Here is a 15382-nt window from a genome sequence, read left to right on the forward strand (position 1 = left end):
TCAGGCCTGCGCTGAGTGGATTGTGACGCCGTTGCCTTCGGAATCGACGATGAGAGCGAAGAAGCCGTTTTCCCCGCGCTGCTCGGTCGGCTCGATGACACGGCCGCCGCCGCGGGTCACACGCTCCAGCACCGTCGCGAGAGGCTCATCAACATCAAAGTAGGGCAGCGAGCCCTCGGTCGTCGGCGTGAAGCCGGCGGTCTGGTTCAGCGAGACGCTCGGAGTTCCCGGCAAGATGGAGATGCGCCTCACGCCCTGGTCGATGATGTCGCCAGGAGCGTGGCCGAAAACGCTGGCGTAAAAGGCGATTGCACGCTCAAGGTCGGTAGCGGGCAGTTCGACCCAAATGGTCTGCATGGTGAGGCTTTCTCTTGGTTGGTGTGAGCTCACTCATCATCAGCGGCGCAACGTATTCGCCGCCAATGCCGATGTTGACGAATCTCATGCCGGAGCGGCATGAGGGCTACGATCGGCGGGTGGATCTTGATCTGCGTCGACTGCGATACTTCGTGGAAGTCGCCGACGAACTCAGCTTCGTGCACGCTGCGGCCAAGCTACACATGACCCAGCCGGCATTGAGCCGACAAATCGCCGCTCTGGAAAAGAGCTGGGGTGTACAGCTTTTCGCGCGCTCACGCAGCGGCACCAACCTCACCGAAGCCGGCGCGACATTACTGGCGCGGGCGCGGGTGCTGTTGTCGGATGCCGCTACGTTCGAGCGTGACGCCCGGCTGATGGGCCGCGCGCCGGCACGTTTCGTTGTGGGGTTCATGCCCGGTGTCGACGCCGGGGCGTTGATCGCGGCGTTTCGGATGCTGCGGCCCGACGTGGACGTCACACCGATCTTCACATCGACGACCGCACAGGCCCCCTTTCTCCGCGACGGCCGCGCCGACGTAGTGTTCTGCCGACCGCCGATCCGGGTGGACGGCGCACACGTCGAGGACCTGTTCGAGGAACCCGTCGTTGCCGCGGTGCGCCACGATCATCCGCTGGCGTCTCGGCACTGGCTACAGTTGGCCGACCTCGACAGCCTTGCCGAACCGGTGCTGCAGCGTCCGAGTGCCAACGCCGGCGACGACGTCTTCGATCCGCAGGATGCGGTATTGGCGGTGTCTGCCGGGCAGGCTGTCGCGCTGTTACCCGCCGGCATCGCGGCGTTCTACGTCGACGCAAGTGTGCGGTGCATCCCGGTCAGGGATGCACCGCTACAAACGGTTGCGTTGGCGTACAACAAGAATCGGATCATGCCGCACATCGACGCATTCACCACGTTGTGCCGGGAAGAACTCGGCCCTCGGGTGCGGGACCTGCCTCGACGACTGGCGGTCGGCGAACGGGCGTCCGGTTCAGCGCTGTGAGTGTCAAACCACAAGCCTGTGACGGAACAACACCAGAAGCCAGGCCGCGGGGATCTTGATGCCAGGGAGGGGGAGACCCAGACGTTGCGATCCTCGGCGGCCCGCGTGATCGACAAGGACGAGTCGCTGGTGCTGGCCGTTCATCCCCGGCAAGCTACGCAGCCTGTCGAATCCAAGTGGTCATCGAATGGTGTTTTGGCCGCCAGTTGAGTTCGGCTCGAGCCCGTTTGGCAACGACTCGGCAGTTGGAGCCAAAGATGTATGCGTAGACGGCTCCGCATTGCGCTGCGGCTTCATCGACAGACCACGACTGCGGCGGTGCCAGTTGTAGGCGTTGGCTGATGGCCTCGGCGATGTCTGCGAACGAGGATTCGCCGTTCTCGACCAGATAGGCATTTCCCCCCGGTGCTTTCGCCGCGGCGAGGAGGTAGAGGTCCACGACGTCGTCGATGTGCACATTGGACCACTTGTTTTGGCCCTTGCCGATGTAGCGTGCCACCCCGTCCGCACGGGCCTGCTTCATCAGCCAGGGCACCATGATGCTCTCCTGGTGCAGACCCTGACCGTGCCCGTAGATACAGGTGTTGCACAGCGCGACTGACCGAATACCGCGGTTGACGGCTGCGGTGACGAGTTCGTCGATCTCGGCGCGACTTCGGTGGGCGTCGTCGACTGCCGACAGATACGGGCTGTCGTCATCGAGGAGGCGATCGGAGACGCCGCCTCCGGTGTCCTGGGCGAGCATTCCGGTTCCGCTCGTGTGCAGCAACGGCTTTCCGGATCCGGCGAGGCCCTCGATGAGCGCCTCCACTGCGCCACGGTGATCGCTGTCGGCGGCGTTGATCACCATTTCGGATTGATGGGCCTCGCAGGCCAGTAACTCGGTGTCGTCCAGACTGCCAAACACCGGGGTGATTCCGGCATCGCTGAGTTGTCGTGCCTTTTCGTCGGTGCGAACCAGGCCTCGGACTTCTCGTTCGGACTGGATCAATCGGGCTGCAATGGCCCCGCCGATGTAGCCGGCTGCGCCTGTCACGAAGATGGCCAAGGGTTCTCCTTAGGCGTTGGTAGACAGCGGGTGTCGGGTGTCTGCGTTGCTGGCGGCGACGGCGCTCGTTACGCCTGGGCGCCAGCGGTGTAGAAGTCCGCGAGGGAGTGTGGGGCGCGGTCGCCCAGCATGAGGTCGACGATCGTGTCGGCGAACTGCGCGGCCTGCTCGCTGCGCGGGAACAGTTCTTGTTCGTAGGCGGTGAACGCCGCCTCCAGATCCTCTGGGTATGCCGCGATGGCCTTGCCGAGTTCGGCGCCGTCGACCATCGCCATGTTCGCGCCATCTCCTGACGGGGCGGTCACGTGTGCGGCGTCGCCGAGCAGCGTCACCCCCGGTACGCGGTTCCATCGGTGACCGTTGGGCAGCGCGAAGATGGGGCGGGGAATGAGCGGGGTGTCGGTGTCGGTGATCAAGCTCGTGAGTTGCGGCGCCCATCCCTCATACTCGGCTGCGATTCGGGTACGGGCGAACGGGGGATCGGCGAAGTCGACTCCGTCGACGAAGCCAGCGGAGCACCGTATTTGAGCGTAGGTATGGATGACGTCGGGTTCGCGATGAGCGACGATCCCGCGGCCAGGCGCCAGAGCGAACATGGCACCGTCGCCGACTGTTGCGGCCGCCTCCGGATGGCGTGTGTCCGGATCGTAGAGATAGGCCTCGAAGTAGGTGGCGCCAGTGTAGTGCGGCGTGGCCGTTGAGAGCAGGGGGCGCACCTTGGACCACGCGCCGTCGGCACCGACGAGTGCCTGAGTGGTCACGGTCGAACCGTCTGTGAACGTCAGGCGCTGCTCGCCGTCGCCCAGCGACTCGACGGCGCTGACCTTGCGGCCCCACGCCACCGTCCCGTCGGGTACTGAGTCGAGCAGAATCCTTCGCAAGTCGCCTCGAAGTACCTCCGGACGGCCGCCGGTGCCGTCGTCGGGTTCATCGAGAAGCACCGCGCCGTGTCGATCGAGCACGCGCGAGGCCTCCGCCCCCTGGTGGATGATCGCGCGAAACTCGCTCATGAGGTCGGCGGCGTGCAGGGCTACCTGCCCCTCGTTGTGATGGATGTCGAGGTGACCTCCCTGGGTGCGGGCTTCTGCCGAGGCCTCTGCCTCGTACACCGTGGCGCGGATGCCGTTTACGTGCAGAACCCGTGCCAGCGTGAGACCGCCCAGCCCGGCGCCGACGATCGTGATTGTTGATGGCATCGTCTCACTCCTAATTTGGAACCACATTCCAGTGATGATTTTGGAGCGCCGTTCCAGTTGTGTCAAACTGGCTTTCATGGCGACTAGGAGTCGACGAGGCCGACCGCGCGGTGACGCGCTGTCCAGGGAGCGGATTGTGGCGGCGGCCATCGAGATGCTCGACGAGGAGGGCGAGGGCGCGCTGACCTTCCGTCAGCTCACCGCTCGCCTCGGAACGGGCAGCGGCGCAATCTACTGGCACGTCGCCGACAAGGAGGAACTATTGGCGGCGGCGGCCGACGTCGTCGTCGCTCGCGCCGTGGCCGGCGCCGCCGCCGACCTGGAACCGAGGGAGAGTATCCGTGCCGTCGCCCTCGGGGTGTTCGATGCGTTCAACGCACACCCGTGGCTGGGCGCCCAGCTGGCCCGAGTGCCATGGCAACCGGCGGTGCTGCATCTCTTCGAAGGCGTCGGCTTGCCCCTGCAGGCTCTCGGAGTGCCTTACGCTGCGCAGTTCAACGCCGCTACCGCGCTCGTCAGCTACTTTGTTGCCTTGGCTGCGCAACACGCTGCGGCCACCCGGTTGCAGCTGCGCGAGACGGACCGACCGACCTTCCTGGCGGCCATCGCCGCGCAATGGTCGGCGCAGTACGACTCGAGCACCCACCCGTTCGTGCACCACCTTGCCGAACAGCTGGCCGAGCATGACGACCGTGAGCAGTTCATCGCCGGACTCGAACTCATTCTTGCGGGAATCGACACACTCCGCGAGGAGTGAAGTCGCCGCGCCAGATCAGAATGTTGAGCTCGGCCAGCACTGCTAGAGGGTCGAAATACGTTCACTGACTGCGCAACCGGGCACCGTGGATGCCGTGTGTAGCACCATTCGCACCGACTGCCGGAGAACGCGGCGAGGCAATGATTCATCCGATGCGATGTGCAGTGGCTTACTGGCAACCCGCCATATTCGATCTCGTCGTTCTCCACCCGGTCTCAAGCGATACGTCAAGGTCGGCACAGCTTCACGGGGTCGCGCTGATGGCAATCTTCGGGTAGCTCAGGGGCTTGGATGTTGTTTGCCGTCTCCGCCGATCTAACTGTCCGGCCGCCTAGAATTTGCGTTACATGTAACATGTTGGCGTGGCAGTGAGGGAAAGGGTCGGCGAGTATCGACGGCGGATGCGGGAGCGGGGCCTGCGGCCGCTGCAGGTCTGGGTGCCTGACGTGCGCACCGAGAGTTTTGCCGCCGAAGCACATCGTCAGGCTTCGTTAGTCGCACGAGCGGACGAAGGCACAGATGACCAGGACTTCATTGAGGCCATCTCGACGCCGTGGGACGAGGAGTGAACAGAGGGGAGATCTGGACCGTGGCGGGGGGCGTCTACGCGACCAAACCGCGTCCCGCGGTGATTGTTCAGGATGACCTTTTTGATGCCACGAGTTCCGTCACTGTTGCTCCCATGTCCAGCACGCTGCTGGATGCGCCTTTGATGCGCATCCGGATAGCCGGCGGAGACGGCCGGTTGTCCGGACTCGATCACGACAGTGACGTGATGATCGACAAGCTCACAACCGTCAAAAGGTCGAACGTCCACGCCCGAGTCGGTCGGCTGACAGCGGAGCAAGTCGTCGAGGTCGAGCGAGCGATGATGGCATTCCTCGGCCTTGCCCGATAGGCGAGAACCGTTGAGCAGCAGGGCAATACAGCGCACTCTACTGGCAACCGGCCATATTCGATTCCGCCGTATTCTTACCGGTGGTCTGCGCCGCCGTGCTCGTGATAAGCGGCCAGCACCTCGCCTCAGTGGGGGTTTCGGTCCTTGGCACTGATCGCCGACGTCCGCCACATCGTCGTTTCACCATATTGAGTGGACGCCATCGGACTGTGGCAGTATTTGGGCGTGCGGTAGCCCACAGTGCGCGTGTCCCAAGTTGGGAGGGTGGCGAATGCCAATTCCGAAGTCGGTGGCCCGGTTGAATCGAGTGGGCCTCAATAAAATCACCCAACGCATTGCGCCCTGGGCACCCGGGTTTGGGCTGGTGATTCACCAGGGTCGCAGCTCCGGGCGAAGCTATAAAACCCCCGTCAATGTCTTTCGGACGCCAACCGGGGTACGCATCGCCCTCACCTACGGCGCCGATAGCCAATGGGTGAAGAATGTCGTCGCGGCACAGGGTTGTACGCTGCGAACCCAGGGCCGCACGCTGACCTTATCCGAGCCGCGGATCGTCCACGACCCAGAGCGCACGAGCATCAGACCACTCGAGCGACGGGTACTGGGCATGTTGGCGGTTGACGACTTCCTCGACCTGAACGAGTGCCACGAATCAGCCGGATAACGCCGCCAGGCTCGGACGCGGGTGGCTCGATGTCGACACGTTACAGGCTTCCGATCCCCATCAAACCCCCTCATTTGCACTGCTTTTCACTTCCAGTTGCTTCGATCTGTCGTCTTCCCAGCGGCCGTGAGTTGTGCTGCTGACCACCGAGAAAGTGCCAGCAGCCCCTTTGGCCTCATCTCCGATGAATCGGCGGTCAGCGCGATCACGCTGGCTGAGCTATCCGTGCGTCCAAACGTCGCCAACGACGATGCAGAGCGCCCGCGCGTTTCAAGCCGTGGCCGCGGCGCTTCGCGCGTCGGGCCGCAAGCCGGCTGCGCGCGCCTACGTCGCAGTCATAGCGGCCGGTGCAATCGCACATGGAATGCCGCTGCACACGTGCAACCCCGCCGACTTCACGGGAATCCCGCGACTGGAACTACGACCAGTCACGCACCCACATCACCGATAGGGAAACACTGTCCGTTCCCAGTCAGCTTGGTGGTTCGCCGCAGAGAACTGCCAGCTTGAATGAGACTTGATCGTCCGTCTCACACGGACGTGGGTGTCAAAGTCTCAGATAGGTTGTCTTCCAACAGTGGTGGCCGGCAAGCAGACAGGCCACTACACCGCCCCAGCGATCGCGACGCCAGGCTTCCCGCGGCCGGTGACCGTCACGTGGATCCTGTCGGAATCGTCGGCACTTTCGTGGCCATGGTCACCACCGCTTCAGCGGCCCTGGATCAGCCGTAGGAGCTATGCCGGCGCAACCACCTGAGACTCATGCGCGACGCTGAACCCCGCTGGGGCGCAGCCACTCCCGTAGCTAGACGTAGCGGTTGCGTCCGGCGACGGCGCCGGTGGCCATCTGCACGGCGTAGACCACGAGGAACAGGCTCCACGGCACCGTCCAGCCACCGCTGACGTCGTGGAGCACGCCGAACAGCAGGGGCCCGGTACCGGCGATCAGGTAGCCCAGTCCCTGGGCCATCCCGGACAGTTGCGCAGTTTCCTCCGCGGTCCGGGCGCGCAGTGCGATCACGGCGAGAGCCAAAGCGAAGACGCTCTGCCCGATGCCGATGAGCACACTCCACAGCACCGGCTGGGCCGCCGGCGCCAGCATGACGCCGAGAATGCCCACCACTCCGAACAGGCCGAGCCCGACGATCCACTCGCTCTGACTCCCGCGGCGAGCGGCCACGGGGGCGACCACCAGCGCGATCGGCACACCGATGAGCGAGGCCAGGCCTACCAGGACACCGGCCTGCACCTTGGGCACCCCGTTGTCGATGAACACCTCGGGCAACCAACCCATCACGATGTAGGCCATGAAGGCCTGGCACCCGAAGAACACGGTGACAGTCCACGCCAGGCGGTTGCGCAGCAGCGAACGTGGCGGCTCGGCGTGTTCGATCCGTCGGACCCAGGCCGCGCCATGGCGCCGGGAGACCGGCACCCACACGGCCAGGGCGATCAGTGCCAGCGCCGCCCACACCGCCAGCGCCGGCCGCCAGCCGCCCAGCGGCCCCTCGAGACCGGGCGTGACCGCCGACCCCAAGGCCCCACCTGCTTGCAGCGCAGCGGTGTAGATACCGGTCATCAGGCCGATCCGGGCCGGGAACGACCCTTTGATCACGACGGGGATCAGCACGTTGACCAAGGCAATACCGGCACAGGCGACGAGGCTGGCGCCCAGCACCACGGTGGATCCGCCGGCGGCGCGGATGAGCAGGCCTGCCGCGATGATCAGCAGCGACAGTGACACCGTGCGCCCCAGCCCGATCCGGGCCGACAGCCGTGGGGCGGTCAGTCCGGCGGCGGCGAAACATAGCGCGGGCAAGGTGGTGAGGAGACCGGCCCAGGTGGCCGAGGCGCCAAATTCCTCGCGCATCTCACCCAGCAGTGGCGCGACGCTGGTCACCGCGGGCCGCAGGTTCAGCGCGGTGAGTACCACCGCCACCGCCAGTAGTGCACCCCCGGCGACAACCGAGACAGGCTTCTCCCGGAGATTCGACGGTGAAACGTCCTGATGATTGGATTGTTTCATCCATGTTTCGGCTCGCACGACTGCTATGGTCGCATACATCCCATGATTGGATGAAAGGACGAGCTGTGCCGTTGACCACCACGCGTCGCACCGGCCTCGTTGATCAGGTGATCGAACAACTGCGGAGCTCGGTGAACACTGGGGAGTGGCCGGTGGATGAGCGCATCCCCAACGAGTCCGTACTCGTCGAACACCTCGGGGTGGGCCGCAACACCGTCCGCGAGGCCGTCCGCGCCCTGGCTCACGCCGGGATCTTGGAAGTCCGCCAGGGCGACGGCACCTACGTGCGCGCCACCAGCGAGGTATCCGGTGCGCTCCGACGACTGTGCGGCAGCGAGCTGCGTGAGATCCTGCAGGTCCGGCGGGCCCTTGAGGTCGAAGGTGCCCGGCTGGCAGCGCTCAACCACACCGCCGACGAACTCGGTGAACTGCGCGCGCTGTTGGCCAGAAGCCAGGATTGTCTACTTTCTGGGGAGGAGGAATTCGCGCGCGCCGACGCCGACTTCCATCTCGCCGTGGTGCGGTGTTCCCACAACGCGATCCTGATCGAGCTCTACCGCGGCCTGCTGGAGACCATTGCCGCCAGCGTGGCGGCCACCACCAAGACTTTCGCCAAGGCGCTGGCCGTCGACCACAGCAACGTGGTGGCGCACATCGCCGCCGGCGACGAGCACGCAGCCGCGCAAGCGGCGGGGCGGCTCTTCGATCACCTGCTCGGCGACGCAGGCCCTTAAGGTCGCGCAGAAGTTCGACGATGTACCTCCGCTGCGCTGCGGCACCGTGTGCCCGGTTTCAGTGCACTGCCACTCCACAGGTCACGACGTCTCGGCCGCGATGAGCCGGTCCATGGTAGTGCGCAGGCAAGCACAAAGATTCGGCCGGTCGCCGAGCATGGCGAGGGTGCCGACTAGTTCGCCGACGGAGCGCCCGAGCGCCTTCAGAAGCGGTCCAACCCCGAGCTGCAAATCCACCCTGCGTTGGCAGCACGGGCCACCGAATGTCGACCGCCATCTTTATTGCGAAAGCTGCCAGGTGCAGTGAGGCCGAACAGCAGCATCGTCATCGATCGCCGAAAGCGACGGGAGGAGTTCTGGTCCGCAAGCAAGCGGCCAGGCTTTGATTCACCCGATGCAGTATGCAGTATGCAGTATCTTACTTGACATAATGTAGATTATCGGCAATACGCTACGCTGAGTTGCTTACATGAAAGAGCTCGCAACCCTTGACAATTCGGCCTGGTGGCAGGCGCAAACTCACCCGGCGCGCCCCCGGCGCGCCGACCGGTATTCGCGAATCGGTTGCAGACAAGCGTCGATGCCGGCGTACGTTTCAATCACTTAATGAATGATTGGGACGTCAGCTAAAACGTTGCGAGCTGCGACGGTGGTCTGGCGACATCTGGCCGGTGCGAGTCGCTTCGAGCCCCCTATCTGACGGCCGCCCCACACCGCGTCATTGCGTCACAGTGACGAATTGCGCTGTGCCGCAGGGATGCTCGATGAGTGCATGTGGCCGGTGGCCAGTCGCTTGAACCGAGCGGCGGGCCCGTCGCCATGGCTGAAGAGCTACCGGGGTTTCAGTTCTCAGGTCCCGCGTCGCGAAAATGTTTCGCTGCGATGATAGATGGCTGGCGGGCTCAGATGCTGGCTCGAGGGCTCGACGTCAATGCGAGCAAGCCCGCCGGTTCCCAACGCGGACCTTTCCGCACTCTGCGATTTTCGACTGCCGCGCCAACCTCGGAGCTGTCACCGTTCACCGTCTGCGTCGCCCTGGTTCTCGGCAGTCGGCCAACCGCAGGGCTCACCTACTGCGAGCACGGTAAACACCCAGTGTGCAACAACTTACAGCCATTCTGTCACTGTGACGAAACATGGGTTGCGGTTGCGCAGCTGTCTGGTCAGCCGTCCGTCACAACCCGGGGTTCATCGGTGATACACCAAACGAGCTTTACGCATATAGATCGGGGTTGGCGTGACGAAACGGTTGATCGACTGGACGATGACCTTTTGGCGGCAGCCCAGCGCGAGCTCAAGACCGCTGGCGTTTCTGACACTGTTCGGATGGCGCTGCAGCAGGCGGCGGCCACCTCGGCGCGGAGCCGCCAGGTCGCATGGTCTCCAGAACTTGATCCAGACTCACCCGGTGGGTGCCGTCGCCGCGCAGCGCCATCCGGGCTGCGTTGATGGCTTTGCCCGCTGAGATGGCATTGCGTTCGATGCAGGGCAACCTCGACCAGGCCGGCGATGGCTCCATGACGATCTCGGCGGCATTCTCGCTCTGTTGCGCTGTGTCGCCGAGGATTTCGGCCAGGCCGGCGGCGGCCATGGATGCGGCCGACCCGACCTCGGGTTACGTGCCAGCTACGACCCGGCATCACCCGAATCGCCGTGCAGTAGTCCCGAGCCACTTAGCAACAGGCCCCTACCCATTGTCGACGGTGGCGATAGCTAGTCCGAAGGCAACTACGCCATAGTTGTGACGCCTGAGACGAACTGGGCTGAGCTCTGGCTACCGGTCTTCGCTACCGTATCGTCGAGGGTGCTTCGAACATGTTTCGCAGAGCGGACTCGTCGCCCTGAATGTCGACGAGCGCTCTGACGTCTTCCAGAGACAACGCGCTCGCAGCGAGCCCCAGGACAAGATGGGCGTCGGCGGTGAGAACGGCGTCGAACTCTTGTCCGTCCGGATTGCCGACGGCGATCCCGGACTCGGTGGCCCGCAATTGGGCCGTCACGCCATCGACCACGATCCCCACCGTCGCCGGGTGCTCGGTGGGCACACGCCCTTCGAACAAGGCGGGAAGCGCCACCAAGAGCCATTCGGGGCGGAACTCGTCGTTTTCGGGTCCGCGGATCATCAATGGCGTGGACCAGCGGACCAGCGCATAGATGGGCTCGCGCAGCTGGGCGCCCCACTCAGTCAGTGCGTAGGTGATGGCACTGGAGTCGCCGGACAGCTGCCGCTCGATCACGCCGGCGGTTTCGAGGTCGCGAAGCCGGTCAGTCAGCAGGTTCGTCGCGACGCCGGACAGCCCTTGACGCAGTTCCCCATACCGAGCCGGTCCCATCAGAAGCTGGCGGACAATCAACAGATTCCACCGATCCCCCACCACATCCAGGGACCGGGCCAGTCCGCAGTACTGACCATAGTCTCGACTCATCGCCACCTACTTGCTATTTTAAAGTAGACTTGATTATATCAGTCATAGCACACGGGCGGTTCGGGAGCTGGGAGGGCTTGCAGGGTGGAACTCGACTGGCTGGCCGTCGTTATCGCCACTGTGGTCGGAATGGCCGTGGCAGGCGCCTGGTACGGCACGGTGTTCACGACGATGTGGTCGACGGTGACGGGGGAAGCCGCGGAGGACTCCGCGCAGGCCAGCCGACGGAACATGGCCCAGCTGCCGGTCACCAACAGTATTACGGCAGTGGGGCTGGCGGCCGCGCTCATGTTGTTTCTCGACATGGCGCTGACGATCGGGCTGGTGTAAACACCGATGGCAATCACAGAGCGGCCCGCCTGGGTCGATGACGAATTGTTCCCGTTCGCGAGCCAGTTCCTCGACATCGACGGGCACCGCGTGCATTACGTGGACGAAGGCGCGGGTCCGACGTTGCTGTTCCTGCACGGGAACCCGACCTGGTCGTTTGACTACAGCGTGGTCATCACACACCTGAAAGCGGAGTTTCGTTGCATCGCAGTGGATTACCCAGGATTCGGGCTTTCGACGGCAGCGCCGGGCTACCGGTACCTACCCACCGAACACGCAGAGATCGTCGGTCGGTTTGTGGAGATGCTCGGGTTGAGAAACGTCACGCTGGTGGGCCATGACTGGGGCGGACCGATCGGGCTGGCCGTCGCGCAACAGCGCCCTGAAACCTTCGACCGGCTGGTTCTCACCAACACCTGGGCATGGCCGGTCAGCGACCCGCTCATACAAGTTATGTCGCACGTGATGGGCAGCCCCATCGGGCGGCTGCTCATCCGCCAACTCAACCTGTTCGTCAACCAGATGATCCCGATAGGACATCGTTTGACCACACCCACCAGCGCACAGATGGACCACTACCGCAACGCTCTCGACAGCCCCGCTCGCCGGGAGGGATCGGCGGTGTTCCCCCGCGAGATCACCTCCAGCCGGGCATTTCTCGCCGACATCGAGGCGGGGCTCAAGGTTATGGAAGCATTGCCGACACTGATCATCTGGGGTGACGGCGACTTCGCCTTCGGTGACAAGGAACTGCGGCGATGGCAGCAAATCTTCACCGATAACGAGGCCGTCATCGTCAGCGGTGCCGGCCATTTCGTTCCCTCCGACGCTCCCGAGCAATTCGCCGCGGCGATCCGCCGCTGGCACAACCAACCTGGCTCCCGATGACCTGCGATCCGCGGACTCCCCCGCCCCGTCCGCGAACCTAGTTGGCGAGTCCGGCCTTCGCCTCGCGGGTCTTACCGTCGGCAAGTACCTCTCGCGCACCGGCGAACAAACCATCGAGCGCCATGGTGGCCACCACAGCGGGATCGATCTTCTGATCCGCGGGAATGTAGGTCACCATGTCGGTGTCCATGTATCCGACATGCAGTGCGGTGACAGTGATTCCCTTGGGTGCCAGTTCTTCTCGTACGGCGTCGGTCATAGCCCACGCTGCCGCCTTGGCCGAGGCGTAGGCACCGCTGGTGGACGGATGCAGCCACGACAGTAGCGAGAGCACGTCCAGGATGGCTCCGCCGCCGTTGCGTTCGATGACGGGTGTGAACGCCCGGATCACCTGCAACGTACCGAAGTAATGTGTCTCCATCTCCAGCCGGATGTCCTCGAGCGGGCTGCCGAGCAAGGTCGCTCGCGTCGATACACCCGCGTTGTTCACCAGGACATTCACATCGGTTGCGATCTCGGCCGCACGACGGATCGAGGCAGGGTCGGTGATGTCGAGCTGGATAGGAATTACACCGGGGATGTCGACGCTCTCCGGCCGCCGCGCCGCGGCGTACACCGTAGCGCCGCGCGCAACGAGTTCGAGGGCGAATCGCCGTCCGAGTCCCCGGTTGGCTCCGGTCACCAATGCGGTGACATGTGTTGTGTTCATTGGATTCTCCTCTGTGATTGATGTTCTCAGCGACCTGGTGCGAGTTCGGTGATCTCCTGCATCACCCAGGCCGCGTCGACGTCCGAAACCGGCAAAACCACGACGTCGAGTTCTGTGTCCATAACCCCAGAAACGGAGCCCCAACGGCGACAATTCCCTCTCCTGCAGGGATTCCGGTTAGCCACCATGCGCCATTGCGGCCACCAGTACTACGGGTTCCGGCCATGTCCGCATTGCGGGGCGATCGCCGGACTCTCGCGCGGCAGATCTCCACCGCTCCCCCTGGCTCTATGCCCAGTTTGACGTCGAAATGTTCCCGGATACGGGGATCACCGACTCAAGGCCGCCGGCTCACCGGTCACAGCAGGTCCTTGCCATCATCAGATCTGTTAGCACAAACAAGCCACCCCTTCATCCGTCCCCAAGCTGAGCGCTGCTGCCAGAACCTGTACGACTACCCGCCAGCAACTGGTGGCAGCACCGTGACTTCGGATGACGGACCGAGAGGTGTGATCACTCCCGGTTCGGGCGGACTCCCGTCGACCCATACCCTCGAGATATTCAGAACTCGGGTAAATGGTTCGCCGAAACGCTCTGTCGCCGAGGTCATGAGCTCCTCGAGCGTCTGATCAGAGAAGTTGGCACGAGAGGTTCCGGCAACTTCGCGAGCCTTGCCGAACATCAGAAGAATGGGCAAGTTCAACCTCCGATGAAGGACATCTCGATTTTCTTGTGCGGACTGTTGTCTCCACCCGCACTCCTGAGTTCAGAGTATCGATCGCTACGCTGTGCCCACCGGGTCCGGATGGCTTGTTGGAGATCATCGTCACTACGTTGTCCGCGGACGATGCTTCGCAGGTCCAGTCCGGCTGTGGAGAACAGACAGGTGTGCAGTTGGCCGGTGGCGCTGAGCCGAGCGCGGGTGCAACTGCCACAGAACGGCTCTGTTACCGAAGCGATTACGCCGATCTCGCCAGAACCGTCGTGATAGCGGTAGCGGCGGGATACTTCACCGTCGTAGGACGGGGCTATGGCCTCCAGAGGCGTTTCTCGGTTGATCCGGGCGACGATCCAGTTCGCGTCAACAACCTGACCGCGGTCCCATCGGTTGGTCGTGCCGACATCCATGTATTCGATGAACCGAATGATGTGGCCGGTTCCGCGAAAGTACTGGGCCAGTTCGGCAATCAAGTGATCGTTGACTCCGAACTGAACAACCACGTTGATCTTGATGCCCGCGAAACCGGCGCGATCGGCCGCCTCGATCCCTGCCAGGACATCCGCGACATGGAACCTACTGTCGGTCATGGCCCGAAAAGTAAGCTCATCGAGGGAATCCAGCGAGATGGTGAGCCGGTCCAGGCCAGCCGCCCGCAGATCCACAGCGTACTGTGACAACAACACTCCATTAGTGGTCATCGCGAGGTCGACATCGGGTGCGGCACGACGCAGATCGGTTACCAGGTCCACGATTCCGTTGCGCAGCAGAGGTTCACCACCGGTCAGCCTTACCTTCTCGATACCGAGCACCAGGAACGCCGACACTATTTCGGTGATCTCCTCGAAGGCAAGAAGATCGTGTTGGGTAGCGAACCGATGCCCGCGTCCGAATGATTCGCGGGGCATACAGTATCGGCAGCGAAAATTGCAGCGATCGGTGACCGAGACTCGTAGGTCGCGGAGTCGGCGCCCTCTCGCGTCATACATCGGAGACGTCATATGGCCACTGTCTCACCGTTTGGGCAACGCCTCCGCCAACTGCCTACTGCCGTAGATACGGGCACGATGTCGGTCGTACATGCGCTCCAAGCCGTGGCGGAAGCACTGTGTTCGAGTTTCCAAACCGGCATAACCTGTTTGATCAGATCAATCATGAACTCGGCCGCCGCAAAAGCTGTGGCTCTGTGCGGTGCCGCACAGCCTACAAGGACACTCGTTGCCCCCAGCGGTACGTCGCCGAAGCGGTGGAGCATCGAGACCTTCACAGCGTCGCTCCAGCGTGCGTGCGTGGCTGTCGCAATCTCAGAAAGTTGTCTCATGGCAAGACTGTGGTGCACCTCGTACCGAATTGACCGGACGTCCTGGTGCCCCGGCGAGTTCACTCGGACCGTTCCAGCGAAGATGACGACGGCTCCGCACGCTGGGTGTGTCAACCACTTCCGCACTTCAGTCTCTTGTATGGGCTCAGCTGTGAGCGCCAGCCAATCAGAGTCATCGCGGTGAATGGCACCAATGCACGATGTGTCGAGAGCATCGGCTTCAGCCATCTCGAACCTCCCAGGGACTGTGCGTTCAGCTGACCAGCTGCACGTTAACGACGTAAGCACCTGGGCAGAACCTGCGAA

Annotated in this window: 16 protein-coding genes and 1 pseudogene; 8 read left to right on the forward strand and 9 right to left on the reverse strand. The window is 63.5% G+C overall.

Features of this window, described 5'->3' with window-relative positions:
• On the reverse strand, positions 1-357 hold the full coding sequence (locus BVC93_RS27470; RefSeq protein ID WP_083740169.1) for a VOC family protein: 357 nt from the start codon (positions 355-357) through the stop codon (positions 1-3).
• Positions 358-476: 119 nt separating this feature from the next.
• Between BVC93_RS27470 and BVC93_RS27475 the strand changes: the two genes are divergently transcribed.
• Positions 477-1361: a LysR family transcriptional regulator gene (locus tag BVC93_RS27475; RefSeq protein WP_192860122.1), complete on the forward strand. Its 885-nt coding sequence runs from the start codon at positions 477-479 to the stop codon at positions 1359-1361.
• A gap of 154 nt (positions 1362-1515) precedes the next feature.
• On the opposite strand, the gene BVC93_RS27480 is transcribed toward BVC93_RS27475, so the two are convergent.
• Together BVC93_RS27480 and BVC93_RS27485 are read right to left on the reverse strand one after the other, a co-directional pair.
• Positions 1516-2409, reverse strand: coding sequence for an NAD-dependent epimerase/dehydratase family protein (locus BVC93_RS27480; protein WP_083740171.1), 894 nt, complete (start codon positions 2407-2409; stop codon positions 1516-1518).
• Between the two features lie 68 nt (positions 2410-2477).
• Positions 2478-3605, reverse strand: coding sequence for an FAD-dependent oxidoreductase (locus BVC93_RS27485; RefSeq protein WP_083740172.1), 1128 nt, complete (start codon positions 3603-3605; stop codon positions 2478-2480).
• 76 nt (positions 3606-3681) lie between these two features.
• Between BVC93_RS27485 and BVC93_RS27490 the strand changes: the two genes are divergently transcribed.
• From BVC93_RS27490 to BVC93_RS27505, 4 genes are all read left to right on the forward strand, one after another.
• The gene (locus BVC93_RS27490) at positions 3682-4362 is read left to right on the forward strand and encodes a TetR/AcrR family transcriptional regulator (RefSeq protein WP_083741405.1); all 681 of its coding nucleotides are present in this window, start codon (positions 3682-3684) and stop codon (positions 4360-4362) included.
• Between the two features lie 362 nt (positions 4363-4724).
• Entirely contained in the window at positions 4725-4931 is a 207-nt protein-coding gene (locus BVC93_RS27495; protein ID WP_083740173.1) for an antitoxin MazE-like protein, read from the forward strand.
• Complete coding sequence (locus BVC93_RS27500) at positions 4928-5260, forward strand: type II toxin-antitoxin system PemK/MazF family toxin (protein ID WP_083740174.1); 333 nt, start codon at positions 4928-4930, stop codon at positions 5258-5260. Before BVC93_RS27495 ends, BVC93_RS27500 begins: the two co-directional genes overlap by 4 nt.
• A gap of 271 nt (positions 5261-5531) precedes the next feature.
• On the forward strand, positions 5532-5924 hold the full coding sequence (locus BVC93_RS27505) for a nitroreductase family deazaflavin-dependent oxidoreductase (RefSeq protein WP_083740175.1): 393 nt from the start codon (positions 5532-5534) through the stop codon (positions 5922-5924).
• 805 nt (positions 5925-6729) lie between these two features.
• Here the strand turns inward: BVC93_RS27505 and BVC93_RS27515 are convergent.
• Complete coding sequence (locus BVC93_RS27515; protein ID WP_083740176.1) at positions 6730-7950, reverse strand: CynX/NimT family MFS transporter; 1221 nt, start codon at positions 7948-7950, stop codon at positions 6730-6732.
• A 65-nt stretch (positions 7951-8015) separates the two neighbouring features.
• Between BVC93_RS27515 and BVC93_RS27520 the strand changes: the two genes are divergently transcribed.
• Complete coding sequence (locus BVC93_RS27520) at positions 8016-8684, forward strand: FadR/GntR family transcriptional regulator (RefSeq protein WP_083740177.1); 669 nt, start codon at positions 8016-8018, stop codon at positions 8682-8684.
• A 1360-nt stretch (positions 8685-10044) separates the two neighbouring features.
• Here the strand turns inward: BVC93_RS27520 and BVC93_RS27525 are convergent.
• Positions 10045-10296, reverse strand: a pseudogene (locus BVC93_RS27525) (L-serine ammonia-lyase, iron-sulfur-dependent, subunit alpha); the annotation flags it as partial.
• Between the two features lie 175 nt (positions 10297-10471).
• Positions 10472-11110: a winged helix-turn-helix transcriptional regulator gene (locus BVC93_RS27530; RefSeq protein WP_083741406.1), complete on the reverse strand. Its 639-nt coding sequence runs from the start codon at positions 11108-11110 to the stop codon at positions 10472-10474.
• An 84-nt stretch (positions 11111-11194) separates the two neighbouring features.
• Between BVC93_RS27530 and BVC93_RS27535 the strand changes: the two genes are divergently transcribed.
• Positions 11195-11440 (forward strand): DUF1761 family protein, encoded by a 246-nt coding sequence (locus tag BVC93_RS27535; RefSeq protein ID WP_083740178.1) that lies wholly within the window; start codon positions 11195-11197, stop codon positions 11438-11440.
• A gap of 6 nt (positions 11441-11446) precedes the next feature.
• Positions 11447-12328 carry an alpha/beta fold hydrolase gene (locus BVC93_RS27540; protein WP_083740179.1) on the forward strand — a complete coding sequence of 294 codons (882 nt, stop codon included), beginning with the start codon at positions 11447-11449 and terminating at the stop codon, positions 12326-12328.
• Between the two features lie 37 nt (positions 12329-12365).
• Here the strand turns inward: BVC93_RS27540 and BVC93_RS27545 are convergent, their stop codons facing one another.
• The 3 genes from BVC93_RS27545 to BVC93_RS34855 all read right to left on the reverse strand — a co-directional run bounded on the left by BVC93_RS27545 (position 12366) and on the right by BVC93_RS34855 (position 15304).
• Positions 12366-13037 carry an SDR family oxidoreductase gene (locus BVC93_RS27545; protein WP_083740180.1) on the reverse strand — a complete coding sequence of 224 codons (672 nt, stop codon included), beginning with the start codon at positions 13035-13037 and terminating at the stop codon, positions 12366-12368.
• Between the two features lie 699 nt (positions 13038-13736).
• Positions 13737-14756 carry a GTP 3',8-cyclase MoaA gene (gene moaA, locus BVC93_RS27555; protein ID WP_157517106.1) on the reverse strand — a complete coding sequence of 340 codons (1020 nt, stop codon included), beginning with the start codon at positions 14754-14756 and terminating at the stop codon, positions 13737-13739.
• Positions 14753-15304 (reverse strand): molybdenum cofactor biosynthesis protein MoaE, encoded by a 552-nt coding sequence (locus tag BVC93_RS34855; RefSeq protein ID WP_083740182.1) that lies wholly within the window; start codon positions 15302-15304, stop codon positions 14753-14755. Before BVC93_RS34855 ends, moaA begins: the two co-directional genes overlap by 4 nt.
• Between the last annotated feature and the right edge of the window lie 78 nt (positions 15305-15382).

It is taken from the genome of Mycobacterium sp. MS1601 (assembly GCF_001984215.1).
GTDB lineage: Bacteria > Actinomycetota > Actinomycetes > Mycobacteriales > Mycobacteriaceae > Mycobacterium.

What these genes read in the sequence shown, in the direction of transcription:
- BVC93_RS34855 (WP_083740182.1), bottom strand. Translation starts at nt 15,304, where the DNA reads ATGGCTGAAGCCGATGCTCTCGACACATCGTGCATTGGTGCCATTCAC.
- moaA (WP_157517106.1), bottom strand. Translation starts at nt 14,756, where the DNA reads ATGACGTCTCCGATGTATGACGCGAGAGGGCGCCGACTCCGCGACCTA.
- BVC93_RS27530 (WP_083741406.1), bottom strand. Translation starts at nt 11,110, where the DNA reads ATGAGTCGAGACTATGGTCAGTACTGCGGACTGGCCCGGTCCCTGGAT.
- BVC93_RS27505 (WP_083740175.1), top strand. Translation starts at nt 5,532, where the DNA reads ATGCCAATTCCGAAGTCGGTGGCCCGGTTGAATCGAGTGGGCCTCAAT.
- BVC93_RS27490 (WP_083741405.1), top strand. Translation starts at nt 3,682, where the DNA reads ATGGCGACTAGGAGTCGACGAGGCCGACCGCGCGGTGACGCGCTGTCC.
- BVC93_RS27515 (WP_083740176.1), bottom strand. Translation starts at nt 7,950, where the DNA reads ATGAAACAATCCAATCATCAGGACGTTTCACCGTCGAATCTCCGGGAG.
- BVC93_RS27485 (WP_083740172.1), bottom strand. Translation starts at nt 3,605, where the DNA reads ATGCCATCAACAATCACGATCGTCGGCGCCGGGCTGGGCGGTCTCACG.
- BVC93_RS27470 (WP_083740169.1), bottom strand. Translation starts at nt 357, where the DNA reads ATGCAGACCATTTGGGTCGAACTGCCCGCTACCGACCTTGAGCGTGCA.
- BVC93_RS27545 (WP_083740180.1), bottom strand. Translation starts at nt 13,037, where the DNA reads ATGAACACAACACATGTCACCGCATTGGTGACCGGAGCCAACCGGGGA.
- BVC93_RS27540 (WP_083740179.1), top strand. Translation starts at nt 11,447, where the DNA reads ATGGCAATCACAGAGCGGCCCGCCTGGGTCGATGACGAATTGTTCCCG.